Genomic DNA, 23046 nt, shown 5'->3' on the forward strand with positions numbered 1-23046 from the left:
CTCGAAATGAGACATCCGCACCGGCCGTCAGGAGACACCACCCTCCGTGCGGGGCAGTCGTTGCCCATTCAACCGAACCCGCTACGGTGGAGGGGTCGTGACCACCACAGAGCCCTCCCCCGCAGTCCACGCCCTCCCGCCGCTGCGAGTGGCGCGCGAGCGCTTCCTGGCCGGGCGCCCGCTGCCCGACGGTGTGCCGGAGGAGGTTCTCGCGGCGTGGCGGCGGGCCCGCTTCTTCGGCGTACCGCACGACTTGAAGGAGCCCCCCGCCGATCCGCCCCGGCCGGCCGAGTCGGCGCTGCTCGGCGCCGCCCGTCCGGTGCTCGAACGGATCGCCCCCGCGCTGGGCGCCGGCCACCACGTCCTCCTCCTCACCGACGCGCGGCTGCGCGTGCTGTGGACGTCCGGGAACACCGGCGGGTTCGCCCCGTGCCCGGGGCTGTCGGAGCAGGAGGTCGGGCACAACAGCGCGGCCCTCGCCCTGCGCGGCCGGCGCCGTGCCGAGGTGTACGGGCCCGAGCACTTCCTCGACGTGTGGCAGGACGTGTCGGCGGTCAGCGTCCCGGTCCGCGCGCCGAACAGCGGACAGGCACTGGGCACGGTCACCGTCGCCTCCCACCTGTGCGGCGGGCGCCGGCCGCACCCGCAGGCGGCGCTCGCCGAGGCCGCGGCCGCCGCGATCGAGGCCGAACTGCCGGCCCGGGCGGGACGGCCCGAACAGGTCCTCCTGGACGCCTACACGCGAGCGGCGCGAGGAGAGGGCCGCGCGGTGGCCGCGCTGGACGGCCGCAACCGCCTGATCAGCGTGGCGGCGGAGCGGCTCGCGACTCCGGAGGTGCTTCGGGCTCTTGAGCGTACGGCGATGACGGCCCGGCACACGGATGCGCCGGTGTCCGCCGAGTTGCCCGACGGAGCGGGGTGCGGGGCCCGGATCGACCTGGTGCGTCAGGAGGGCGCGGTCGTGGGGATCGTGGCCGTCCTGGAACCGCGGGACGAGAGCCCACCGAGGCCCCGGCCGCGCCCGCTGTCCCGTCTGGCCGGCTCTTCTCCGCCGTGGGCGTACGCCGTGCAGCGCGCCGCCGAGCTGGTCCGCTCCCCCGAGCCCGTGCTGCTGACCGGTGAACGGGGCACGGGGAAGACCGCGCTGGCCCGGGAGCTGCTGGGACCGGGTGGCCTCCAGCTGGTCGACGCGGCGGAAGAGGGCGCGCTCGAAGGGGGCTTGGCGGCATGGGCCGCGGGGAGCCCCCTGGTCCTCCGGCACGCCGAGCGGCTGACGCAGTCCGCCGTGGCGACGCTCAACTCCCTGCTCGACACGCACCCGGACACCCGGCTGCTGGTGACCCACACCCCCGGAACCGCGCCCGGCCCCTGCTTGCAGCGGCTCCTCGACAAGCTGGCCGCCCGCACGGTCGTCCTGCCGCCGCTGCGGGAACGCACCGAGGACATCAGGGAGTTGCTGTCGGCCCTCGCGCCGCGCCCGGCACCGGGAACTCCTCCGCTGACCTGGACCCTGGATGCCCTGAGCGCGCTCGAACAGCATCCGTGGCCCGGGAACGTCACCGAACTCGCCCACGTCGTCCAGGCCCTGGCGGAGCACCGGCGGGTCCGGGGACCGGTCCGCCGGGCCGAACTGCCGGACACCGTGCGGCAGGGACCACCCGTCCGTCCGCTCAGCCCGATGGAACACGCCGAACGCACCACGATCCTCAGGACTTTGCACCGCCACGGCGGCAACAAGTCCCGCGCGGCGGCGGCACTCGGCATCGGGCGGGCGACGCTGTATCGCAAACTGCGGGAGTACGAGGGCTGAGGAGCGGAGGGTGAACTCTGATCGGCGGGGCGCCGCTCCGGGCCGGAGGGTGCCTGCATACCGTAGAGGCAGATCACCATCTGCCCGGGAGCGCGCATGACCGGTAGCCGCCGCAAGAGACCCGGCGACACCTTCGACACCATCGAGCCGCCGGGCGACGCCCGGCTGGTCGCCGCCGTGGTGACCGTGACCGGCCTGGTCGAGTTCCTCGGCGCGCTGTCCGGGTCCGAGGTGTGGCTTCTGGGGCTCCTGGTGTTCCTGCCGGGTGCCGCCTCGGCGCTGGGCACGGTCCGGCAGACGGCGTTCGTCGCCGTGTGGACCACGCTCGTCGTCACGGCCAGCGTGCTGCTGCGGGACCGCAACGCGGGCCACTGGTTCGACCGGCTGCTGCTGGTCCTGTTCACCCTGGTCCTGGCGGCGACCTCCGTCTACGGATGCCACCGCCGGATCAAACGCGAGCGCGCGATGCTGCGGCTGCGTTCCACCGCCGCGGCCATGCAGCGGCACATCCTGCATCCCCTCCCCCTCCTGACCGACGACGTGCTGGTCAACGGCGTGTACGAGCCGCTCCAGGAGGAACGCCTCGTCGGCGGGGACATCTACGACGTCGTCGACTCGCCCTTCGGCACCCGGGTGCTGATCGGGGACGTCCAGGGCAAGGGGCTCGCCGCCGTGGGCACCGCGTTCGCCGTCATCGGCGCCTTCCGGGAGGCGGCCTACCGCGAGCCCACCCTCACCGCGCTCGTGGACGCCCTGGACGCCGCCGTCGTACGGCACAACTCCTACGCCATGCACACCGGCGACGACGAACGCTTCGTCACCGCGCTCATCGTCGGCGTCGACGCGGACACCGAGGTGCAGGCCGTGAACTGCGGACACGTGCTGCCGCATGTGCTCCACGAGGGGTCCGTGCGCACTCCCGACCTCGAGCCCGGGGTTCCGCTGGGCCTGGCCGAACTCGCCCACGAGCCCACGACCGTGGGCTGGTTCGAGTTCCCCGAGGGAGCGACGCTGCTGCTGAGCACCGACGGCCTGACGGAGACCCGCTCGGCGGACGGCGCCTTCTACCCGGTCGACGAGCGCCTGACGAAGTACGTCGGCCTCTCCCCCACCGAGCTGCCGCAGGCCCTGCACGACGACGCCCGCGCGTTCGCCGGCCGCGGCGGCCCGCACGACGACGTGGCCGTCCTGACGGTCCGCCGCTCCCTGCGCCTCTGAGACCGCTCAGCCGTCCGCCAGTTCCCCCAGCAGCTTCCAGGTGCGGCGCTGGTCCTCGTCGCCGCCCAGGTCCGTCGCGGTGAACACCACCTCCGTGGCCCCCGCGTCACGGTAGCGGCGCACTTCGGCGGCGACGGTCTCCTCGTCGCCGATGACGGCCAGGTCCGCGGCTCGGGTGGCGCCGGATAGACCGAGGACGCGCTGGTAGGAGGGGAACTGCTCGTAGAACGCGAGCGTCTCGGTCGCCGTCCGCCGAACGGCCTCGACGTCGGCGGTGACCACGCCCGGCACGAAGGCCACGATCCGCGGTGCCGGGCGGCCCGCGGACTCGGCCGCGGCGGTGACGGCCGGGACGATGTGCTCGGCGAGCGCACGCGGGCCGGCGAGCAACGGCAGGATGCCGTCGGCGAGTTCACCGGAGACACGCAGGGCCTGCGGTGCCATGGCGGCGACCAGGATCGGCACCGGCGGTTCGGCGCCCGGCACCGTGGCCGGCAGCGGGGTCGTGGCGGTCAGCAGCTCGCCGTGGAAGTCGGCGCTGCCGGTCTCCACGAGCAGGCGCAGGGCGGTGAGGAACTCCCGCAGCCGGGCGATGGGGCGCTCGTACGGGATGCCGAACCCGGTCTCGGTGAAGTGCTTGGTGCCGAGCGCGAGCCCGAGGTGGTAGCGGCCGCCGGTGGCGGCCTGGGCCGTGAGCGCCTGACTGGCGACGAGCAGAGGATGGCGGCCGAAGACGGGGATCGCGGAGGTGCCGACCTGGAGTCCGGGCACCTCGCGGCCGACGATGGCGGCCAGCGAGGGAGAGTCGTATCCGAAGGTCTGTCCGAACCACACGGAACGCAGTCCGGCCTCGTGGGCCTCCCGCGCGAGCTGCACCGTGGGGTCGATCCGATGATGGAGAGGAAGAGCCAGTCCAAGGGTCATACCTGAAGCAACTGCCCTCCCCCGCACGGGAATTCCTCTCCGCAGCGTGTCCGAGGCCGAGCCTGGCTGCCGGAGCGGGCAGGACAGGACAGCGCCGGAATCTGTGACACTGGCCGACACACCGCTCGCCTTCACCGGTTCGCTCGGCGGGCCGATCCGAACATATGGGACCGATCTGAACACCCAGCCCTGTGCGCCACGTTCTTAAGAGTGCAGGACGCGAGGCGAACCAGAACCGTGAGGCCATCTTGTCGAACGCACCGACCGCCACCCGCCGGGGCTGGGGAACCAGAAACTGGCGCGTGGCCAGGAAACTCCAGGCCATCCTCCTCATCCCGGTCATCGTGGCCCTTGTCCTCGGCGGTATACGGGTCAAGCGCTCCATCGACACCTGGCAGGACGCCGACGACGCGGTCCGCGTGGCGGAACTGGTCCAGGCGGCCAACAAGTACGCCAGCGACGCCATCGACGAACGCGATGTGTCGGTGATCCCCCTGGTCAAGGGCGACCGGACATCGACGGTGGTCACGAAGGCCCGCGCGATCACCGACGCCGACGCCGAGAGGTTCAACGAGGCGGTGGAGCGGATGCCGCAGACCGCCGGACTGCTGCGCCGGGTCGAACTCGTGCGCACCGGCGAGAAGCAGCTCGCGTCCGTGCGCGCGAACGCCTTCACCTCCCGGCTGACCGGCGTGCAGACCGAGGAGAGCTACCACGCCGTCCAGCACCCGCTGATGGAACTCTCCAACGAGCTCGGCTTCGGCAGCAGCAACCAGGCGAGCTTCGGCCGCACCCTCTACGCCGCGTCCCTCACCCAGGCCGCCGAGTCCCTGATCCGGGCGATCGGCACCCACCTCCTCGTCGAGGACCGCGCCAAACTCGCCCCGGGCGAACTGCAGGCCCAGCTCGGCTCGTTCAGTTCCTACGTCTATCTCGAACAGGTCGCGCTCCAGGAGTACGCCGGCGCCGGCACCGCCGACGACATGGCCCGGCTGCGCAAGGCGCTGTCCGACGCGGAGAAGCAGGGCAAGGAGCAGGCCGAGCAGGCGCAGACGCAGGCCGAGGCGGCGGGGAAGACCTTCGTGGCCGCGCCGGGCCTGGCGAAGATGGCCGGCGAGATCGCCTCGGGCAAGTCGGCGCAGCAGCTCGCCGCCGAGGGCATCACGCCCGAGGCGTTCTTCGCCGCCTCCACCCTCAGCTTCGACGCCTACCGCGGTGTCGAGGTGCACCTCACCGACAGCGCGCTGGCGGACGCCCACAGCATCGCCGACGACGCCCGCAACGACGCCGTCATCAACGCCGTACTGGTGCTCACCGCGGTCCTCGTCGCCTTCCTGCTGGCCGCCTGGGTGGCCCGGACGATGAGCACCAGCATGCGCCGGCTGAGCGCCTCGGCCCACGAGATCGCCGGACAGCGGCTCCCCGCCCTGCTCACCCAGCTCACCCGGGCCATCCCCGGCCGGGTCGACGCCCAGGTGGTGCCGATACCGATCACCACCACGGACGAGATCGGCGAGGTCGCCCGCGCCTTCGACCACGTGCACCGCGAGGCCGTCCGGCTCGCCGCCGAACAGGCCCTGCTGCGCGCCAACATCAACACGATCTTCAGCAACCTGGCGCGTCGCAACCAGTCGCTGATCGAGCGTCAACTCGCGCTGATCACCAGTCTGGAGGGCAAGGAGGCGGACCCCGACCAGCTGGAGAACCTCTTCAAGATGGACCACCTCGCCACCCGCGTGCGCCGCAACGGCGAGAACCTCCTGGTGCTCGGCGGTGAGACGCCCGCCCAGCAGTGGGACCAGCCGCTGCCCCTCGTCGACGTGATCCGCGCCGCGGCCTCGGAGGTCGAGCAGTACGAGCGGGTCGAGCTGGCGGGGGTCCCGGAGGCCGAGATCCACGGCCGCGCCGTGACCGACCTGGTGCACATGCTGGCCGAACTCGTGGAGAACGCGACGACGTTCTCCTCGCCGCAGTCCCGGGTCCGGGTCACCGCGGCGCGGCTGCCCGACGGCCGGATCATGGTCGAGATCCACGACCGGGGTATCGGGCTGCCGCCGGAGGAGCTGGCCGACATCAACCACACCCTGGCCGACCCGCCCACCGTGGACGCGGCGATCTCCCAGCGCATGGGCCTGTACGTGGTCGGCCGGCTCGCGGACCGGCACGGCATCCGCGTCCAGCTCCGCCCCTCCGAGGAGGGCCAGGGCACGACGGCACTGGCGATGCTCCCGGACACGATCACCTACCGGGGAACACCGGCGGAGTCCGACATCGACACCATGGCCCTGGCGACCTTCACGGACCCCGGCTTCCCCGAGGCCACCGCCCGCGGATACGAGGCCTGGAACGACAGATAGGCGAGAGGGGCTCGTGGCCGGAGGAACCCCGCCCCGGTAAATCGCCTTGGCCCCGGGGCCCTTGCCACGGCAGGATGATCGCTCGGTGTCGGCACAGTCGAGGGGAACGGTGGATGAGGCGCAACCGGCTCGGGAAGACCGATGTGCACGTCACCGAGCTGGGCTTCGGTGGCGGCCCGCTCGGCGGACTCTTCGCACCGCTGGACGACGAGACGGCCGCGGGTGCCCTGGAGGCGGCCTGGGACAGCGGCATCCGCTACTTCGACACCTCCCCGCACTACGGCATCGGCCACTCCGAGCGGCGCACCGGCGCCCTGCTCCGGGGCAGGCCGCGTGACGAGTTCACCCTGTCGACGAAGGTCGGCCGGCTGCTGGTCCCGCAGGACGCGGCGGGCCGTATGGACGAGAGCTTCGCGGTGCCCGCCACCCACCGCAGGGTGTGGGACTTCACGCGGGACGGTGTGCTGCGCAGCGTGGCGGACTCGCTGGAGCGGATGGGCGTGGACCGTCTCGACGTGCTGTTCCTGCACGACGCGGAGGAGCACTTCGAGGACGCCTTGCGCGACGGATACCCGGCCCTCGCCGAACTCCGCGCCCAGGGCGTGGTGGGGGCGATCGGCGCGGGGATGTACCACCCCGGCAAACTGACCCGGCTGGTCAGGGAGTCGGACGTCGACGTCGTGATGCTGTCCGGCCGCTACACGCTCCTGGACCACAGCGCCCTGGACGAACTCCTGCCCCTGTGCACCGACCGCGGGGTCTCGGTCCTCGCCGCGTCGGTCTTCAACTCCGGTCTGCTCGCCACGGCCCGCCCCACCGAGGGCAGCACCTTCGACTACGCCCCCGCCTCGTCGCGCCTGCTGCAGCGTGCGCACCGCATCGCCGATGTCTGCGAGGCCCACGGCGTGACCCTCCCGGAGCTGGCGATGGCGTTTCCGCTCCGCCATCCGGCGGTCGCTGGCATCGTCGTCGGCATGCGTACGGCGGAGGAGGTACGCAGCAACACGGCGGCGTTCGGCGCGGAGATCCCGACCCGGCTGTGGGACGACCTGCGGGGCAAGGGGCTCCTGGACGAGCGGGCACCCGTGACGTGAGCGCACGCTCAGGGTGCCCGACCGGTCCGGTTGCCTGCGAAGTCCCTCGGAGCCTCGCCATGATCAGGCGCGATAGGTTCCGCCCTGGAGAACATACGGAGGTGCCGTGGGCGAGCAGGACGCTCAGAGGGAGATCACGACCGCCAAGGAGGCGGCCGACGACGCGCTGGTCCTGGCGTTCGGGCGGCTGCAGGGCGCCGCGAACCGGCTGGAGTACATCCTGGGCCGGCGGATAGAGGAGGAGTGCGGGATCAGCCACCTGATGTACGAGGTGCTGCTGATCCTGGGCCGGGCGGGCGAGCCGGGGCTGTCGATGCGGGCGATCGGCCAGGAGCAGGTGCTCAGCACGGGCGGGGCGACGCGGCTGGTGGACCGGATGGAGGCGGCCGGGCTGGTGCGGCGCGTCACGGACCCGGACGACCGGCGCGGACGCCTGGTCCATCTGACGCCCCTGGGTGAGGAGACCGCCGTACGCGCCTCCCGGCTGCACGTGGCGAACATCAAGCGGTACTTCCTGGAGCCCCTGCCCGCCGCCCACCGGGAACGCTTCGCGGAGGACCTGCGCATTCTCAGCCACGCGGCCCGGGACTCCCTGCCGCTGCTGCCCTGAGTCCCCCGAGGCGGGCGGCACGCGCTCCTGGCAGGATGGCCGGCATGGAACGTGTGCTGGGAATCGGCGGATACTTCCTCAGGTCGGACGACCCCGTGGCCCTGAGCGCGTGGTACCGCGACTGCCTGGGCCTGGAGGCCGACGAGAACGGACTGTGGCGGCAGGAGGCCGGGCCCACGGTGTTCGCGACGTTCGAGTCCGGGACCGCCTACTTCGGGTCCCGCGCCCAGCAGACCATGCTCAACTTCCGGGTCCGCGACCTGGACGCGATGCTCGCGCAACTGCGCGCCGCCGGAGCGGACGTGGCCGAGGAGACCCAGGACATGGAGGGCGTCGGCCGATTCGGCTGGGTCACCGACCCGGAGGGCAACCGCATCGAGCTGTGGCAGCCCGCCTGACCGGCCGACACCCCGGCCTCAGCCGACGTGCCGGATCCGGAAGCGGCCGGGTTCCGACGGATCCCGGTCGACGATCCGGACCGGTGCCCGGTCCCACTGCCAGACGCTGACGCCGGGCACGCGGGAGAACCGGATCGGCCCGCGGGTGCCTTCGACCGCCACGCGCGGCCAGGCCGCGGCGATGTCCGCCCGGTCCGTCCCGTGGGAGCGCAGCACGTCGGCGAGGACGGCGATCGTGTCGTAGCCCTCGAAGGCCACGAAGGAGGGCGCCGCGCCCAGCCGCTCGCGGAGGGCTGTCTCCACCCGCGTACCGAGTGGGCCGAGGTGCTCGGGCAGATAGCGCAGGAACGGGATTCCGGCGCCGTCACCGCCCAGCAGGCTCGCCCATTCGGCGAACTCGGGTTGCCCGGCCGGAGCTCCGATCATGCACTCGGCGAGGCGCCGGTCACGGCGGACGGATCCGACGATCGACACGGCAGGCTCGGGGAAGCCGACCAGGAGCAGGAGGGCCGTCGCCCGCCGGTCCACGAGCCGGTGGCACACGTCCTCGGGGGTGAGTGCCCGGGCGTCGAGTTCGATGACGGTTCCGCCGCGCGGAGCGAGGTGGTCGCGCAGGATGCGGGTCCCCGCCGCCCAGTAGACGCTCGGTTCGCCCGCCACGGCGATCCGGCGGTGACCCGCTCCGAGGAGGAAGCCCGCGTAGACCTGCCAGCCGTGGGACTGCGGCGGGGGGAGCCGCGCGACCCACTCGGTCGGCTGTTCGGTCAGCGTGTCGAGAACCGCCGACGAGCAGAGGAACGGCAGGCGGAGGGTGTCGGCCTTGGCGGCAGCGGCGCGGGCCACGACGCTGTGGTACTCGCCCGCCACGGCGGCCACGCCCAGCCGAGCCAGTTCGTCCACGGCCGCCGCGGCCCGCTGCGGATCAGCCGCGGTGTCCCTCACCAGCAGCTCGAGCGGCCTTCCGCCGATCCCGCCGGCGTCATTGACGTCACCGACCGACAGCTCCAGGCCGGCGAGGAGGTGCCGGCCCGCCTCGACCCAACCGGGCCGCGTCAGCGGAACGAGAGCGCCGATCCGGACCGGCCGTGTCGCCGGACGCGCCTGGGTGGTCATGCCGGACATTGCACCCGCCCCTCTCCCCCGCAGGCAACCCCATTGACGGTCCCCGCTCCACCCGGCGTCCGCCCCGTCCGGGCTACTTGGTGGTTCGAGGGGGCGGGATGATGCCCGTCGTCGTCAGTTCCCGGTACCACAGGGCGCTGTCCTTCAGCGTGCGGCGCTGGGTCTCGTAGTCGACGTGGACGATGCCGAAGCGCTTCGAATAGCCGTATCCCCATTCGAAGTTGTCCATCAGCGACCACACGAAGTACCCGCGCAGATCGACACCGGCGGCGAGCGCCCGGTGGGCGGCGACGAAGTGCCGGTGGAGGTAGTCGACGCGCTCCGGGTCGTGAACGGCAGGGCTGCCGTCGGGGCGGGTGGTGAGGTGGTCCTCGAAGGCCGCTCCGTTCTCGGTGACGACCAGGGGCAGGTCCGGGAAGCGGGCGTGCAGGTCCAGGAGGAGTTCTTCGAGTCCGTCGGGGTCGATGTTCCAGCCCATGGCGGTGTGCGGGCCCTCCTGCGCGACGAACTCGACCTGCGGGGAGCCGGGCCAGGGCGAGCCGCCCATGTCCTTGTGACCGTCGTTGTTCTGACGTGCCGTCGTGCCGTCCCACAGGCGAACCCGGGTGGTGGCGTAGTAGTTGACGCCGAGCAGGTCCAGGGGCTGCCGGATCAGCGCGAGGTCACCGTCCTCGACGAACGACCAGTCCGTGACGGCCGCGGTGTCCTCCATGAGGTCCCGCGGGTAATGACCGCGCAGCAGGGGGTCGGTGAAGGCGCGGTTGGCCAGCGCGTCGATGCGGCGTACGGCTTCCTCGGCGCCGTCCCCCTCGCCGCGCAGAACATGGAAGTTGAGGGTGACCGAGTACTGCGGGTCGTTGGTGGTGACCTCCCTGAGCTGCTGAACCGCCAGCCCGTGGGCGAGGTTGAGGTGGTGGACCGCGGTCAGCGCCGCGGCGCCGTCGCTGCGGCCGGGGGCGTGGGCTCCGGCGCCGTAGCCGAGGTAGGCGGAGCACCAGGGCTCGTTCAGCGTGGTCCAGATCGCGACCCGGTCGCCGAGGGCCTCGCCGACGACACGGGCGTACTCGGCGAAGGCGAAGGCGGTCTCGCGGTTCGTCCAGCCGCCCTCGTCCTCGAGGGCCTGCGGCAGATCCCAGTGGTACAGGGTCGCGACGGGGGCGATGTCCCGCTGGAGCAGGCCGTCGACCAGCCGGCTGTAGAAGTCCAGCCCCTTGGGGTTGGCCGGCCCCCGGCCGGTGGGCTGGATGCGCGGCCAGGCGATCGAGAACCGGTAGGCCCTGAGGCCCAGGGACGCCATGAGGTCGAGGTCCTCGTCGAGGCGGTGGTAGTGGTCGGCCGCCACGTCACCGGTGTCGCCGTTCCACGTCTTGCCCGGCGTGTGGGAGTAGGTGTCCCAGATGGAGGGACCGCGCCCGTCCTCGTCGGCGGCGCCCTCGATCTGGTAGGCGGCGGTCGCGGAGCCGAGGAGGAAGTGCGCGGGGAAGGACACGGGCTGGGCTGTCGACATGCGGGTCGCTTTCCGGTGAGGGCCAGAGGATGGGGGCGGTGCCCGGGAACCACGGTGATGTTAACGTTAACAAGCTGTCAAGACCTCCGCCCCGGCCAATCCCCCTCCCACCCCGTCTGCCTCGGAGTACGCCCGCGTTCTCGCCCCCGCGTCCCTTTCGCCGCCGCGCCGACACAGGAGGCGGGGCTGGTCGTCTTCCAGAACGGCCGGTGGCACGCCATCCTGGCGCTCACCGTGGGCACCGACGGAGCGCGGCAGGTCGTCCTCACCGCGGTGGAGGCAGGCACCACCACCCGTCTCGGCGCCGTCGCCGTGACCGACGCCGAGGTCGTCCTCGCGGTGGGGAGCGACGAGTCCGGCTACACCTTCCGCGCCGGGAACAGCACGGTGGGCGGCATCGAGCGGCCCTTCTTCAGCACGGAACGCGCCGGCGGGTTCGTCGGCGTCCACATCGGCCTGTACGGCGTCGGCGACGCCGAGGTGGGCGACGCGGGCGCGGGCGAGACCCTTGTGCGGTGGTTCGAGTACGGGCCCCGCCCTGCCGTCGGCGCGGGAACGGATCAGCTGTAGAAGTTCTTCGCCCAGCGGTGCCCGGCCAGCAGGGACAGCTCCCGCGGGGTGAGCGGCGGGGCGTCCGCGATCGCCGCGTTGCGTTCGACGTTCGTCAGGGACCGCATCCCCACGACGACCGTGGAGACCGCCTGCCCCGCGAGAGCGAACCGCAGCGCGGCGGACGGGAGTTCGTCGACTCCGATGCCCAGCTCGGCGAGGATCGCGTCGACGCGCTGCTCGACCTGGGCGGGCCGGTCCTCCCTGAAGTACCAGTTGCGCCAGTCCCCTTCGGGGAAGGTGACTCCCTTGCGGATCGATCCGGTCAGGGCGCCTTCGTCGAGGGCGACACGGACGATCACGCCGACGCCGTACTCCTCGCAGGCCGGCAACAGGGCGTCGGACGGGGCCTGTTCGAAGACGTTGTAGATGACCTGGACGGTGTCCAGGACGCCGGTGCGCAGCACGCGGAGGACGTTCTCGGGCTGGTGGTCCTTGACGGAGATCCCGAAGAACCTGATCTTGCCCTCCTGCTTGAGGGCGTCCACCGTCTCCAACAGGTCGCCCTGGCCGGTCCATTCGTCCTCCCAGGTGTGCAGCTGGAGGAGGTCGACGTGGTCGCGGCCGAGTTCGCGCAGGCTGGTCTCCAGGCTCTCGCGCAGATGTGAGCCGGGGAACACCTCCATGGGGTCAAGACCGCTGGGCGTCAGGGAGACGTGCACCTTCGGCCCGACCTTCGTCGCCACGTGGACGCCGTCGCCACCGCCCGGCAGTTCCTTGAGCGCCCGGCCGACGACGCGCTCGCTGCGGTCGTAGGCCCGGGCGGTGTCGATGAAGGTGACGCCCAGGTCGAGAGCGCGGTGCAGGGCGCGGACGGCGGAGTCGTCGTCGGCGCCGACCCAGGCTCCCTGGCCCAGTCCCCAGGCGCCGTAGCCGATCTCCGACACGGTCAGTCCGGTGCGGCCGAGTTCGCGGTAACGCATGTGCTGTCGTACTCCCTGGGTGAGGCCCTTGGCGCAGGGCGGCGGAACGTCGAACGGAAGTCGCGCTTCAGGAATCCGCGCGGGGTACGGCCGTACTGTGCCGTACGACGAGTCGCGGCGTGATCTTCTGCCGCTGCGCCGGTTCCCCGTCCACCCTGCGCACCAACAGCTCGATGGCGCTCCGGCCGAGGTGGGCGAAGTCCTGGCGGACCGTGGTCAGGGCGGGTACCAGGTACCCGGCGCCCTTCATGTCGTCGAAGCCGACGACCGACACGTCGTGCGGCACCTTCACACCTCGTTCGGCGAAGGCGGCCAGCACACCCATGGCCATCTGGTCGTTCCCCGCGAAGACGGCGGTGGGCAGGCCGCCGTCGGAGTCGCAGAGTTCGTGGGCCAGGCGGAACCCGCTCTCCGCGCCGAAGTCGCCCTCCAGCAGGGGTCCTTCGGCTGTCGCGGCGGTGAGTTCGGCCCGCCAGCCCTCGACCCGGGCCCGGGCGTCGAAGGTGCGCAGGGCGCCCGTGAGGTGGGCGATGTCCCGGTGTCCGAGGTCGAGGAGGTGCCGGACCGCGAGCCGGGCGCCGAGTTCCTGGTCGACCTCGACGAAGCTCAGCTCGGGGTCGGGCACGTTGCCGGACATCACCACCGCCACCGGCACTCCGAGGGCGAGCCCGGACAGCGCCTCCACCGTCTCGGGCCGGTCCGCGACGACCGCGATCGCCTCGACGGACTGGTCGGTGAGCCGTTGCAGGGTCTCCATGAGGTCATCGGTGGTGCTCTCGCCCTGCCGGCTGGCCAGGCTCACCCAGTAACCGGCCTGCTTGGCGGCCGTCTCCACGCCGAGGAGGATGCGGGGCAGTTCGAACAGTTCCGACCCGACGATCACCACGCCGATCGTCGAGGAGCGACGGCTCTTGAGGGCCCTGGCGACGCTGTTGCGGCGGTATCCCAGCTTCTGGATCGCCGCCTCGACCCGGGCCCGCGTCTCCGGCCTGACCGACGGATGGTCGTTGACGACACGGGAGACGGTGATGTGCGAGACGCCGGCCTCCCGGGCCACATCCATCATGCCTGGCGGCCGGTCCATGTCACCCGTCCTCTGCGCTCGACCCCAGCAGGCGGCCCACGCCCACCGCCGATACTGCCACAGGCGCCGGATGGCCTCTTCGCCTCAGGAGGGGTACGGCGCCCTCGGGCCGGTGCGCGGCGCCACCGCGCACCGGCCCGGTCGTCCGGAACGCCTGGGCGCCCGGCCTGTGGGTGAGCCGGTGAGTCTCAGGATGTGTACCGCGGGGTCCACTGGGCCTTGTCGATCGCTTCGCGCAGTTCGGCCTCCGTCGCCTGCGGGGCGACGCCGTCCTCGACGGCGGCCCGGGCCACGGCGAGCGCGATCTCGCGGGCCGCGTCCCGCATGCTCGCCAGCGGGGGCAGCAGCGGGGTGGCGCCGTCGGTGCCGGCCCGTACCGCGCAGTCGCCCACGGCCCGGGCCGCGGCCACCATCATGCGGTCGGTGACCCGGGTGGCCCGGCAGGCGGTGACCGCCAGGCCGACGGCGGGGAAGACGTAGACGTTGTTGGCCTGCGCGACCGGTACCTCGCGACCGTCCACCTTCAGCGGTGGGAAGGGCGATCCGGCGGCGATCAGGGCCCTGCCGTCGGTCCAGCGGGCGAGGTCGGCGGGGTCGGCCTCGGCGTTCGAGGTGGGGTTGGACAGGGGCAGGATCACCGGCCGGTCGCAGGAGTCGGCCATCGTCCGCACGATCTCCTCGGTGAAGGCACCGTGCGCGGTCGACAGCCCGATCAGCACCGTCGGCTTCACCTCGCCGACGACCCGGGCGAGGTCGGGCGCGTCCCCGCCCCACTGTCGTACCTCCTCGTCGTCGCGGGCGTAGACGCGCTGCTCGGGGGTGAGGTCGGTGCGGGAGCCCACCAGCAGGCCGTCGACGTCGACGAACCAGAACCGGCCGGCCGCCTCCTCTTCGGACAGGCCCTCCTCCACGAGTGCGGTACGGATCATGTCGGCGACCCCGATCGCCGCCGATCCGGCACCCAGGACCACGATCCGGTGGTCGGTCAGGGATGTTCCGGCGACCTTCGTGGTAGTGCTCAGCGCGCCGAGTGCCACGGCCGCGGTGCCCTGGATGTCGTCGTTGAAGGTGAGCAGCCGGTCCTGGTAACGGGTGAGGATGGGGCGGGCGTGGGCGGTGGCGAAGTCCTCCCACTGGAGCAGGGTGCCGGGGAGTTCGGCCTCCACGGCGGAGACGAACGCCTCGATCATCTCGTCGTAGGCGTCTCCGGTGACGCGGTGCTGCCTGCGGCCGAGGTAGTGCTCGCCCGCGAGCAGTTCCTCGTTGTCGGTGCCGACGTCGAGGAGGATCGGCAGGGTGCGGGCGGGGTGGATGCCGCCGATGGCGGTGTAGAGGCTGAGCTTGCCGATCGGGATGCCCATGCCGCCCACGCCCTGGTCGCCCAGACCCAGGATGCGCTGGCCGTCGGTGACGACGATGACGTCGACCTCGCCGCCCGGCCGGTTGCGCAGGATCTCCCGGAACCGGTGCCGGTCCTCGTAGGTCAGGAACAGACCGCGCGGCCTGCGGTAGATCTCGCTGAAGCGGCGGCAGGCCTCACCGACCGTCGGGGTGTAGACGACGGGCAGCATCTCCTCCATGTGCCGGGTGAGCAGGCCGTAGAAGAGCACCTCGTTGGTGTCCTGGAGCTGGCGCAGGTAGATGTGCCGGTTCAGCGGCTTGTCGTAGCCGAGGAACGCCTCGTACGCCCGGTCCGCCTGCTCCTGAAGCGTCTCCGTCGCCGGTGGCAGCAGCCCGTCCAGGCCGAGGTCGGCGCGTTCCTCGGGACTGAAGGCGGTCCCCTTGTTGAGCAGGGGGTCGGCGAGCAGGGCGGTTCCCCGGACACGGTCGGGGCTGGGTGTTGCCATGGTGTTCCTCGGTTCGAAGGACAGCAGGGACGGTTTCGGCGTGCACAACTCCCCCGTCCGCATCCCTACTGCCCCGTCCCCGGGCGGCGGAATCACCCGGCGTCACCCGATGAGCGGCTCAGGCGTCCCCTGCCGCGTGGACGCGCTGCCCTTCGACGAAGGTCTGCAGGACACGCGTGGCGGCGATCTCCTCGGGCGGGCCCGCGAAGGGGTCGCGGTCGAGGACGACGAGGTCGGCCGACTTCCCCACGGCGATGGTGCCGGTGATGTCGTCGAGGTGGTTCACATAGGCGCTGCCCGCCGTGTACGCGGCGATGGCGGCGCCCAGGTCGAGGCGCTGCCCCGGGAGGAACTCCGGGGTGCCCTCGGGGGCGTCGGGAGCGATCCGGTTGACGGCGACATGGATGGCCTGGAAGGGGTCGGGGCTGCTGACGGGCCAGTCGCTGCCGGCGGCCAGGGTGGTGCCGGCGCGCAGCAGGTCCCCGAAGGGGTACTGCCGTGCGCCGCGTTCGTCGCCGAGGAAGGGCAGGGTCAGTTCGTCCATCTGGGGTTCGTGGGCGGCCCACAGCATCTGGAGGTTGGCGCTCGCGCCCAGGGCCCGGAACCGGGGGATGTCGTGCGGGTGCACGACCTGGAGGTGGGCCAGGTGGTGCCGGGTGTCGCGCCGTCCGTTGGCCGTGCGGGCCGACTCCACGGCGTCCAGGGCCTCGCGCACCGCGCGGTCGCCGAGCGCGTGGAAGTGGACCTGGAAGCCGGACGCGTCGAGTTCGGTGACGTACTTCTTCAGGTCGTCCGGCTCGACGAAGCTGATGCCGCTGTTGTCCGAGGAGCAACCGCAGCCGGTCAGATAGGGGTCGAGCATCGCCGCGGTGTGGTTCTCCGCGATGCCGTCCTGCATGACCTTCACGGTGCCGGCCCGGAACCGACCCCGGTGCAACTCCTCGCGCCGGGCGACGAGTTCGGGGATCTGTTCGGCGCCCCGCTCGCGGTCCCACCACAGGGCGCCGACGACCCGGGCGGTGAGCAGGCCCCGGTCGAGGGCCGCGAGGTAGGAGGGCGCCGGGTCGGTCATGTTGGCGTACGCGCCGACGATGGCGTCCTGCCAGGCGGTGACGCCGTGGGAGTGCAGCACGGCCTGCGCCCGCAGGAGGGCCGTGAGCTGGGCCTCCGCGGTGGGGTCCGGAACCAGCCTTCCCACCAGGTGGACCGCGCCCTCCTGGAGCATGCCGGTGGGGTTGCCGTCGGCGTCGCGTTCGATCCGGCCGTCGGCGGGGTCCGGGGTACGGGCGTCGATGCCCGCGCGTTCCAGGGCGCGGCTGTTGACCCAGGCGCCGTGGTGGTCGCGGTTGGGCAGGAAGACGGGCCGGTCGGGGACCACCGTGTCGAGGGCCGCCGCCGTGGGCGCCCCACCGGGGAACGCCTCCAGGGACCAGCCGCCGCCGGTGATCCACTCGACGTCCGGGTGCCGGTCGGCGTACGCCCTGATCCGGCGCAGGTACTCGGCCGGGTCAACGGTGTCGGCGAGGTGGCACAGGCCGAGTTCGAGGCCGGCGCCCTGCGGGTGGACATGGGCGTCCTGGAAGCCCGGCAGGAGCAACTTCCCCGCCAGGTCGACGACTTCGGTGCGCGGGCCGATCAGCTCGTGCACCTCGTCGTGGCCCACGGCGGCGATCCGCCCGTCGCGCACGGCCACGGCGGTGGCGCGGCTGCGGGCGGCATCGACGGTGTGCACGGGACCGCCGGTGAGGACGAGGTCCGCGGTGTGTGACATGGGGGTGAACTCCAGGAAGGGTCAGACCGCCGTGCGGTCCATCGGCAGGGTCAGGGACTCGGCGTCGGTGCCGCGCCCGGTGCTGAAGTACGGCGAGTGCCGCACGTACTTGGCGACGGCGGCCATGGCGAGACCGGCGAGGACGATCGCGGCGGGCAGCGAGAACATGAACCAGCCGTTGTCCGGGCTGAGTTCGAAGTGGTCGCTCATGGTCAGATACGAGTATCCGAGGTAGCCGCCGAGGCCGAGCAGGATCAGTCCGGACACGGCGGGCACGCCGACGGCGAGCAGCGCCTCCCGCGGCCCGTCGTGACGCGCGGATCGGAAGCGCACGGCGCAGGCGAGCGCGGTGAGGCCGTAGTAGAGGGCGACGATCAGGCCGATGGCGTTGACGGCGGCCAGCAGCATGTCGCTCAGCTTGGGGATCGCGACGGCGAGCAGGGCGACCACCGCGGCGATGGCCATCACGACGACCGTGCCGGCTGCGGGGGTGCCGTAGCGCGGGTGGAGGCGGGTCCACACCGGTCCCATCGTGCGGTCGCGGCTCATGGCGAACAGGCCGCGTGCCGTGGGGATCAGGGTGGCCTGCACGGAGGCGACCGCGGAGAACATCAGCGCGACGAGGGGCAGGGTGGCCCAGGGTTCGGCGGCCAGTTTCTCGCCGAGGTACGGCAGGGCCTGGGGGCCGTTGCGGACGAGTTCGGCCAGGCTCATCTCCCGCTGGAAGGCGACCGAGGCGAAGAGGAACAGTCCGAGCATCGCGAAGAGGGCGATGAGGCCACCGCGCGCCGCGTCGCCCGGGCTCTTCGTCTCCTCGTTGACGCTGAAGGCCGCGTCCCAGCCCCAGAAGAAGAACACCGCGAGGACCATGCCCTGGGCGAACGTGGTGCCGCTGGAGATCTCGAAGGGGTTGAACCAGGACAGCGAGAGGGCGTGGTCGCCGGTGATCAGGGCCCAGCCGCAGAAGGCCAGCAGGACCGTGTACTCGAAGACCAGGAGGGCGAACTGGAAGCGGGTGGCGGCCCGCACCCCGGTGACGGCGAGCGCGGTGAGGGCGACGAGGATCACCAGTCCGACGCCGGTGGTGACACCGGTGGACGTCGGGTCGAGGGCGATCCCGGCGACGCTGTGCAGCCCGGCCTTGTTGGCGAAGGCCAGGACCACCGAGCCCATGATCGCGCTGGTGTAGGCGCAGAAGATGACGGAGCCGACCAGGGTGACCCAGCCGGTCAGGAAGCCGGGCCAGGGACCGAGGGACTTGCCGACCCAGACGTAGCCGTTGCCGCAGTTCGGCTCCGAGCGGTTCAGGCGGGCGTAGGCGGTGGCGATGCCGAGGACCGGCAGGAAGGCCAGGAGCAGCAGGGCGGGGGCCTGGAGGCCCACGATGGTCGCGATCGTGCCCATGCCGATGGCGATGCTGGTGGTGGCCGCGGTGCTGGACGCGGCGATGGCCACGCCGTCGACGACGCCGAGGGAACGGCGCAGATCCGGGCTCGGAGCGGAGGAGAGGGACGGTCTGGACGACATGGAGGGCTCCTCGGGGACGGGAGACGGGGAAGAGCCGCGCGGTGAGGTGATGGAACAGCCGATGCCCACATTGGGTCAACCCTGTTGACGTAAGGCGGCCGGGGTCGTTCACTGAGGGCCCGGGTCGTTCAGGGAGGCCCCGGCGAGAGGATCCCGGTCATGTCCAGCCGTGTCCCGGAGGAACGCCGACGTCGGCGGCCCACCCGCTCCGGAGTCCTGCTGTCCGAGGGCCTGATCGTCGAGACCGCGCTGCGGCTGATCGGCGAGCACGGTTCCGAGGCGCTGAGCGTGCGCCGGCTCGGCGCGGCGCTGGGCTGCGACCCGACCGCCCTGTACCGCTACTTCCACGACACCGACGACCTGGTGCTCGCCATCGCGGACCGGATCATCGGCGACGCGATGGCGGGGTTCGTGCCCGGGGACGACTGGGTGGCCTCGCTGCGCGAGATGGCCCTGCGGGTCCGTGCCGGATACCTCGCCCATCCGCGGGCGGCCGCCCTGGCCGCGCACCGGGTGACCCGGCGCAGCAGCGAGATCCGGGCGGTGGACACCGGGATCGGCCTGCTGCTGTCCGCGGGCTTCGCACCGGCCGTCGCCGCCCGCCTGTACCTGGCCTTCATCGACACCGTGCTCAGCCACGCGGCCACGGACGCGGCGTTCCAGGCACTGCCCCGGCAGCAGCGCGAGGCCGACCGGCGGGCGTGGCGGGAGGTCTACCAGGACCTGGACCCGGTGACGTACCCGGCGCTCACCGCGGTACGCCGCGAACTGCCGGGGATGGCGGACAGCTCGTTCGAGAAGGCGGTGGACCTGATCCTCGAGGCGCTGGCGGCGCGCGCGCCGACGCGGTCAGCGTCCACGGGGGGTTCGTCACCCGGATGAGTGTTTCCGTACGTTCCCTGGGGCGGCGGTTGGCTGGAGTGGCTGGCCGGTAGCAACGCCAAGTTCGCACACCCGTCCACAGGGCGGAACTCCGCCACGGTCGCGACGCTCGCGCTCGCACTGCTCGGACTCGGCTCGGACTCGGCTCGGGCGCCCGGCGCTCGCCCACACCGCCAAGCCGTCCTCACGGCACTACACCGCCATCGACCTGGGCACGCTCGGCGGCACCTACAGCTCGGGGTTCGCCCTCGACCGTGACACGGTGGTCGGCAGCTCCGCACGAGCCGGCGACGACTTCAACTCGCACGCCTTCGCCTACGACCGGTCCACACACGCCATGACCGACCTCGGCACGTGCGCTGTCCGGCTGCTGCCGCCGGACGTCAGGCGGCGCTGAATTCGTGGGCGGGGCCGCCTCGCCATTCCACCCGCTGCGGGTCGTCGAGGATGGCCTCGGGGTCGGCGAGTCGGCGGCTTCAAGGGAGACGCCCAGGTCGTGGTCGCTGTACGCGGTGCCGAGGATCTCGTCCCGGCCGCCGCTGCGCACGGTGCCCCTCCGGCCGCCCGAGATGGACGGCCGGTGCACGACGATCGGCGCGCTGGTCACGCCTTCCAGCCTGACCCCGGCCCGTTGCGGAGCGAATCGGTCGTGGCGGTCAGGGTGTCCTGTGACAACGAATGCGTGCCATCGAAGTCTGAGCGATCGCTCGTGAGGGCTCGTATGCCACCTCAGACACGAGGCTGAGCGTCCAGGAACCGGTGGAGGGATGCCGTCATGCTCGCCACGAACGTGTCACGGGTCCGGTCGGAGACCAGGTCCAGGGACAGGTACGGGTTGAGGTCCTCCAGCTCTACGAGGAGCAGCTCGCCTTCCTGGGTGCGGCAGGCGTCCACACGCTGGACGCCGTGGTCGAGGGTGTTCCAGTCGATGAAGGACCGGGCGAAGGCCAGGTCGGCGTCGGCGGGCTCGTAGGGCGCAAGGACCCAGCGCCGTTCGGGGTCGGGGGCGTGCAGGGCGTACTGGAAGGTGTCGTCGACGTAGTAGAAGGACACCTCGTAGCGGAAGTCGATGCGCGGCTGGACCAGGATGTCGCCGTGGACGAGGTCGCTCAGCTGCTCTCGGGGCACGAAGGTCAGGCCGATGGAGTCCGCGCCCGCTTTCGGCTTGACCGCGTACCGGCCGACCTCGGGCAGCAGGTGCAGGTCCTCGGGCCGGTCGATGGTGGGGATGACCGGGTATCCGGCGGCGGTCAGGTCCAGCAGGTACTGCTTGCCGGCCATGTCGCCCCGGCCGGACAGCGGGTTGTAGACCCGGATGCCACGGGCCATGGCCTGCTCCCGGAAGGCCTCGTACTCCTTCTGGTAGTGCAGCACGGGCCCGCTGTTACGGACCACGACCCCGTCGAAGGCGTCCATCAGCGCGGCGGCATCCAACGGGTGGCACAGGCCGATGTCGAAGCCGTCGCGCAGTCGGGAGGTCAAGAAGATGTCCTCATCGCAGTAGCGCCGCCCCCGGGCCTGGTAGGCGAGGTCGGTCACGAACAGAACTCTGCGGCGCTCGGGCATCATGCATCTCCTCTTACGGTGCCCCAAACCTACCTATCCCGCGGAACACGGCCTCGGGCAGCCGCGTAGTCGTGGGCTCACGCTCAGACTTCCCTAGGTTTTTCTCCGGGATCGGGCGAGGTTCGGTGGCACACGCTCATGATGCGATGTCACAGGACGCTCAGCCCCGGGGCGCCGTTGACGAGCGGCGAACCAAGCGACAAGTAACTCACCAGTAGCCTTAGGGTCGCCCGGGTGCCAGTCGGGCATCCCGTTGAACCGTCGTACGACGGCCCATATGGCAGCTGCGGAGCTGGTGAGGGCCGAGCTCCAGTACGCCTGTGCCACGGCGGGGTAGTCCTCACGTTTCAGGTCGCGGGCGACCGCGTGGCGACTGCCCGCCGTCTGCTCTGGTTGTCGTGCGGGGATGGGAGTTCCCGTCGGTGATCAGCTGGTCAACGGCTTCCTGGCCGCGGGCGGCGAGGGACTTGGCCCTGACGGCACCGATACCGGAGGAGGCACCGGTGATGACGACCTTGACTTCAAGGTGGTTCATCGGGATCTCCCCGTGGGAGGGCAGCGCATCGCCCCTGTCGAGGGCTGGACGGCCGGGTGCTGAGCAGGCCCGCGCAGGGTTCAGTGCTTGCGGCGCTTGACGACGTAGGCGTACTGGTCGGGCCAGCGCGGCTCGGCGCCGAGTGTGAGGGCGGCGTGCTGCGGCCAGTAGGGGTCGCGCAGCAGTTCACGGCCGAGCAGGACGGCGTCCGCCTGCCCGGAGGTGATGATCTCTTCGCCCTGGTGGGGGTCGGTGATAATGCCGACGGCGGCGGTGGGGATGCCGGTGCCTTGGCGGGCCTGGGCGGCGAAGGGCACCTGGTAGCTCGGTCCAGCGACGATCTTGGCGTCGCGGACCATGCCGCCGGTGGACACGTCGAGCAGATCGACGCCGTGAGCGGTCAACTCCTTGGCGAGGCGGACGGTGTCCTCACCGGTCCAGCCCTCGCGCGTGTCCTCGGGGTTCTCGGTCAGCCAGTCGGTGGCCGAGGTGCGGAAGAAGACCGGCAGTTCGGCGGGCCACACGGCGCGCACCGCGTCGACAACCTCCAGGGCGAAGCGGATCCGGTTCTCGAAGCTGCCGCCGTAGGCGTCGGTGCGGTGGTTGGAGGCCGGGGAGAGGAATGAATTGATCAGGTAGCCGTGGGCGCCGTGCACCTCGGCGACCTCGAAGCCGGCGGCCAGCGCGCGGCGGGCGGAATCGGCGAAGTCAGCTACCAGCTGCCGGATCTCGGCCACGGTCAGCTCGTGCGGGACGGGCAGGCCGTCGTACGCGACCGCGCTGGGCGCCACCGTCTGCCAGCCGCCCTGGCTCTGGGGCACGGACCGGTCGGACAGCCAGGGCTTGTCCACCGACGCCTTACGGCCCGCGTGGGCGAGCTGGATCGCCGGGACGGCGCCGTGCGCCTTGATGGCCACGGTGATCCGGGAGAACGCCTCCTGCTGGTGGTCATTCCACAGGCCCAGGTCCCAGGGACTGATCCGCCCGTCGGGACGGACCCCGGTGGCCTCGGCCATGACCAGGCCCGCGCCACCGGCGGCGCGCGAGGCCAGGTGGGCGAGGTGGAAGTCGGTCGGCGCGCCGGTCTCCGGGCCCGTGGGGGCGGCGGAGTACATGCACATCGGCGACATCCACACCCGGTTGGGTATCTGGAGGGAGCGCAGCTTGAGGGGGGTGAACAGAGTGCTCACGGTGTTTCCCTTTCAGGTGGGGCATCGCCGGCGGGCAACGCCGTCGACGGGGAGATGAGTTGAGGTGCGGAG

20 protein-coding genes and 1 pseudogene are annotated in these 23046 nt (G+C 71.9%); 9 read left to right on the forward strand and 12 right to left on the reverse strand.

All coding sequences use genetic code 11. The annotated features are described in order from the left end of the window. Positions 1-97: 97 nt before the first annotated feature. Positions 98-1810 (forward strand): helix-turn-helix domain-containing protein, encoded by a 1713-nt coding sequence (locus ACGFWE_RS03385; RefSeq protein WP_393597510.1) that lies wholly within the window; start codon positions 98-100, stop codon positions 1808-1810. Positions 1811-1906: 96 nt separating this feature from the next. Beyond that, positions 1907-3028, forward strand: a complete 1122-nt coding sequence (locus tag ACGFWE_RS03390; RefSeq protein WP_352384645.1) for a PP2C family protein-serine/threonine phosphatase — start codon at positions 1907-1909, stop codon at positions 3026-3028. Between the two features lie 6 nt (positions 3029-3034). Here ACGFWE_RS03390 and ACGFWE_RS03395 read toward each other — a convergent pair whose 3' ends face one another. Further along, a complete protein-coding gene (locus ACGFWE_RS03395; protein ID WP_352384644.1) occupies positions 3035-3952 on the reverse strand; it encodes an LLM class F420-dependent oxidoreductase in 918 nt (305 codons plus the stop codon). Between the two features lie 302 nt (positions 3953-4254). Between ACGFWE_RS03395 and ACGFWE_RS03400 the strand changes: the two genes are divergently transcribed. From ACGFWE_RS03400 to ACGFWE_RS03415, 4 genes are all read left to right on the forward strand, one after another. After that, on the forward strand, positions 4255-6309 hold the full coding sequence (locus ACGFWE_RS03400; protein WP_393597513.1) for a nitrate- and nitrite sensing domain-containing protein: 2055 nt from the start codon (positions 4255-4257) through the stop codon (positions 6307-6309). A 113-nt stretch (positions 6310-6422) separates the two neighbouring features. Then, complete coding sequence (locus tag ACGFWE_RS03405) at positions 6423-7403, forward strand: aldo/keto reductase (protein WP_393597515.1); 981 nt, start codon at positions 6423-6425, stop codon at positions 7401-7403. Positions 7404-7509: 106 nt separating this feature from the next. Continuing rightward, complete coding sequence (locus ACGFWE_RS03410; protein ID WP_352384638.1) at positions 7510-8013, forward strand: MarR family transcriptional regulator; 504 nt, start codon at positions 7510-7512, stop codon at positions 8011-8013. 44 nt (positions 8014-8057) lie between these two features. Next, entirely contained in the window at positions 8058-8411 is a 354-nt protein-coding gene (locus ACGFWE_RS03415) for a VOC family protein (RefSeq protein WP_352384636.1), read from the forward strand. A gap of 18 nt (positions 8412-8429) precedes the next feature. Here ACGFWE_RS03415 and ACGFWE_RS03420 read toward each other — a convergent pair whose 3' ends face one another. Both ACGFWE_RS03420 and ACGFWE_RS03425 read right to left on the reverse strand, forming a co-directional pair. Continuing rightward, on the reverse strand, positions 8430-9524 hold the full coding sequence (locus ACGFWE_RS03420) for an ABC transporter substrate-binding protein (protein ID WP_393597517.1): 1095 nt from the start codon (positions 9522-9524) through the stop codon (positions 8430-8432). An 82-nt stretch (positions 9525-9606) separates the two neighbouring features. Continuing rightward, positions 9607-11040 carry a GH1 family beta-glucosidase gene (locus tag ACGFWE_RS03425; RefSeq protein ID WP_393597519.1) on the reverse strand — a complete coding sequence of 478 codons (1434 nt, stop codon included), beginning with the start codon at positions 11038-11040 and terminating at the stop codon, positions 9607-9609. A 57-nt stretch (positions 11041-11097) separates the two neighbouring features. Here ACGFWE_RS03425 and ACGFWE_RS03430 point away from each other — a divergent pair, with 57 nt between their 5' ends. Continuing rightward, entirely contained in the window at positions 11098-11610 is a 513-nt protein-coding gene (locus ACGFWE_RS03430; protein ID WP_393597521.1) for a hypothetical protein, read from the forward strand. Here the strand turns inward: ACGFWE_RS03430 and ACGFWE_RS03435 are convergent. The 5 genes from ACGFWE_RS03435 to ACGFWE_RS03455 all read right to left on the reverse strand — a co-directional run bounded on the left by ACGFWE_RS03435 (position 11601) and on the right by ACGFWE_RS03455 (position 18801). Further along, a complete protein-coding gene (locus ACGFWE_RS03435) occupies positions 11601-12572 on the reverse strand; it encodes an aldo/keto reductase (RefSeq protein ID WP_393597523.1) in 972 nt (323 codons plus the stop codon). The genes ACGFWE_RS03430 and ACGFWE_RS03435 overlap by 10 nt on opposite strands. A 67-nt stretch (positions 12573-12639) precedes the next feature. Beyond that, complete coding sequence (locus ACGFWE_RS03440) at positions 12640-13656, reverse strand: LacI family DNA-binding transcriptional regulator (protein WP_393597525.1); 1017 nt, start codon at positions 13654-13656, stop codon at positions 12640-12642. Positions 13657-13844: 188 nt separating this feature from the next. Then, on the reverse strand, positions 13845-15503 hold the full coding sequence (locus tag ACGFWE_RS03445) for an NAD-dependent malic enzyme (protein WP_393597527.1): 1659 nt from the start codon (positions 15501-15503) through the stop codon (positions 13845-13847). A 118-nt stretch (positions 15504-15621) separates the two neighbouring features. Further along, complete coding sequence (locus ACGFWE_RS03450) at positions 15622-17274, reverse strand: amidohydrolase (protein ID WP_393597529.1); 1653 nt, start codon at positions 17272-17274, stop codon at positions 15622-15624. 21 nt (positions 17275-17295) lie between these two features. Beyond that, positions 17296-18801 carry an APC family permease gene (locus tag ACGFWE_RS03455; RefSeq protein ID WP_393597531.1) on the reverse strand — a complete coding sequence of 502 codons (1506 nt, stop codon included), beginning with the start codon at positions 18799-18801 and terminating at the stop codon, positions 17296-17298. Between the two features lie 159 nt (positions 18802-18960). Between ACGFWE_RS03455 and ACGFWE_RS03460 the strand changes: the two genes are divergently transcribed. Both ACGFWE_RS03460 and ACGFWE_RS03465 read left to right on the forward strand, forming a co-directional pair. Next, positions 18961-19683, forward strand: a complete 723-nt coding sequence (locus ACGFWE_RS03460) for a TetR/AcrR family transcriptional regulator (RefSeq protein WP_393597533.1) — start codon at positions 18961-18963, stop codon at positions 19681-19683. A gap of 262 nt (positions 19684-19945) precedes the next feature. Continuing rightward, positions 19946-20080 (forward strand): hypothetical protein, encoded by a 135-nt coding sequence (locus ACGFWE_RS03465; RefSeq protein ID WP_393597535.1) that lies wholly within the window; start codon positions 19946-19948, stop codon positions 20078-20080. Here ACGFWE_RS03465 and ACGFWE_RS03470 read toward each other — a convergent pair. The 4 genes and pseudogenes from ACGFWE_RS03470 to ACGFWE_RS03485 all read right to left on the reverse strand — a co-directional run bounded on the left by ACGFWE_RS03470 (position 20067) and on the right by ACGFWE_RS03485 (position 22974). Next, positions 20067-20290, reverse strand: a pseudogene (locus ACGFWE_RS03470) (hypothetical protein). The gene ACGFWE_RS03465 and the pseudogene ACGFWE_RS03470 sit on opposite strands and share 14 nt — an antisense overlap. 122 nt (positions 20291-20412) lie before the next feature. Next, complete coding sequence (locus ACGFWE_RS03475; RefSeq protein ID WP_393598917.1) at positions 20413-21249, reverse strand: hypothetical protein; 837 nt, start codon at positions 21247-21249, stop codon at positions 20413-20415. 340 nt (positions 21250-21589) lie between these two features. Next, positions 21590-21784: a hypothetical protein gene (locus tag ACGFWE_RS03480; protein ID WP_352384616.1), complete on the reverse strand. Its 195-nt coding sequence runs from the start codon at positions 21782-21784 to the stop codon at positions 21590-21592. A gap of 80 nt (positions 21785-21864) precedes the next feature. Continuing rightward, positions 21865-22974, reverse strand: a complete 1110-nt coding sequence (locus ACGFWE_RS03485) for an NADH:flavin oxidoreductase/NADH oxidase (protein ID WP_352384614.1) — start codon at positions 22972-22974, stop codon at positions 21865-21867. Between the last annotated feature and the right edge of the window lie 72 nt (positions 22975-23046).

This window comes from Streptomyces sp. NPDC048523, from assembly GCF_043199815.1.
GTDB lineage: Bacteria > Actinomycetota > Actinomycetes > Streptomycetales > Streptomycetaceae > Streptomyces.

Bases quoted from the DNA above. Each gene is read 5' to 3' on its own strand.
- ACGFWE_RS03445 (WP_393597527.1), bottom strand. From the start codon at position 15,503: ATGGCAACACCCAGCCCCGACCGTGTCCGGGGAACCGCCCTGCTCGCC.
- ACGFWE_RS03460 (WP_393597533.1), top strand. From the start codon at position 18,961: ATGTCCAGCCGTGTCCCGGAGGAACGCCGACGTCGGCGGCCCACCCGC.
- ACGFWE_RS03425 (WP_393597519.1), bottom strand. From the start codon at position 11,040: ATGTCGACAGCCCAGCCCGTGTCCTTCCCCGCGCACTTCCTCCTCGGC.
- ACGFWE_RS03455 (WP_393597531.1), bottom strand. From the start codon at position 18,801: ATGTCGTCCAGACCGTCCCTCTCCTCCGCTCCGAGCCCGGATCTGCGC.
- ACGFWE_RS03435 (WP_393597523.1), bottom strand. From the start codon at position 12,572: ATGCGTTACCGCGAACTCGGCCGCACCGGACTGACCGTGTCGGAGATC.
- ACGFWE_RS03395 (WP_352384644.1), bottom strand. From the start codon at position 3,952: ATGACCCTTGGACTGGCTCTTCCTCTCCATCATCGGATCGACCCCACG.
- ACGFWE_RS03415 (WP_352384636.1), top strand. From the start codon at position 8,058: ATGGAACGTGTGCTGGGAATCGGCGGATACTTCCTCAGGTCGGACGAC.
- ACGFWE_RS03440 (WP_393597525.1), bottom strand. From the start codon at position 13,656: ATGGACCGGCCGCCAGGCATGATGGATGTGGCCCGGGAGGCCGGCGTC.
- ACGFWE_RS03405 (WP_393597515.1), top strand. From the start codon at position 6,423: ATGAGGCGCAACCGGCTCGGGAAGACCGATGTGCACGTCACCGAGCTG.
- ACGFWE_RS03450 (WP_393597529.1), bottom strand. From the start codon at position 17,274: ATGTCACACACCGCGGACCTCGTCCTCACCGGCGGTCCCGTGCACACC.
- ACGFWE_RS03475 (WP_393598917.1), bottom strand. From the start codon at position 21,249: ATGCCCGAGCGCCGCAGAGTTCTGTTCGTGACCGACCTCGCCTACCAG.
- ACGFWE_RS03390 (WP_352384645.1), top strand. From the start codon at position 1,907: ATGACCGGTAGCCGCCGCAAGAGACCCGGCGACACCTTCGACACCATC.
- ACGFWE_RS03480 (WP_352384616.1), bottom strand. From the start codon at position 21,784: ATGAACCACCTTGAAGTCAAGGTCGTCATCACCGGTGCCTCCTCCGGT.
- ACGFWE_RS03420 (WP_393597517.1), bottom strand. From the start codon at position 9,524: ATGACCACCCAGGCGCGTCCGGCGACACGGCCGGTCCGGATCGGCGCT.
- ACGFWE_RS03430 (WP_393597521.1), top strand. From the start codon at position 11,098: ATGTTAACGTTAACAAGCTGTCAAGACCTCCGCCCCGGCCAATCCCCC.